This window comes from Providencia rustigianii DSM 4541, assembly GCF_000156395.1.
GTDB lineage: Bacteria > Pseudomonadota > Gammaproteobacteria > Enterobacterales > Enterobacteriaceae > Providencia > Providencia rustigianii.
Map to the genome: position 1 here is coordinate 337 of NZ_GG703843.1, position 458 is coordinate 794.

The 458-nt window shown below is 45.4% G+C and carries 1 protein-coding gene; it reads right to left on the reverse strand.

Annotated features, from left to right (window positions below):
* Positions 1-442: GPO family capsid scaffolding protein (locus tag PROVRUST_RS18890; protein WP_248696658.1), on the reverse strand; the 442-nt coding region annotated here is incomplete at its 3' end.
* Positions 443-458: the final 16 nt, after the last annotated feature.

Below are 458 nucleotides of genomic sequence, written 5' to 3' on the forward strand. Positions count from 1 at the left end.
CATTTTGCTGTTTTACTGCGGAGAGCACGTTTACTTCGCGCTCTAATGTTGCAAGCTTTTGTGCCGCTTCTGTTTGCTCTTTCGCGCACAGTTCAACGGCTTGATGAATATCGTCAAGCTCCGCGTCATTGCGTTTCTGCGCACGGCTAAGCATGGCAAAAACACGTTCTTTTAGACTTGGACTTGTTTTTGCAGACGTTTCTTCCACTTCTGAAAATTCAATTACCGTTTCTTCCGCCGCCGTAAAGAGGTTATCTTTATCTTGCTTACGGTCAGAAAGATTATTCGCCTTATCCGCCCCAGCACTAAATTCAAGCATGCTAGTACCAAGGCTGGCAGGATTATCCGTCACCGCTAACCCCACAAGATACGCACTACCCATATCCGAGAAATTCGGGTTAATTTCGACAGAGGTGTAAACCTTTTGGCGTTTTTTGTTCATTTCAATCAGTTCTGGC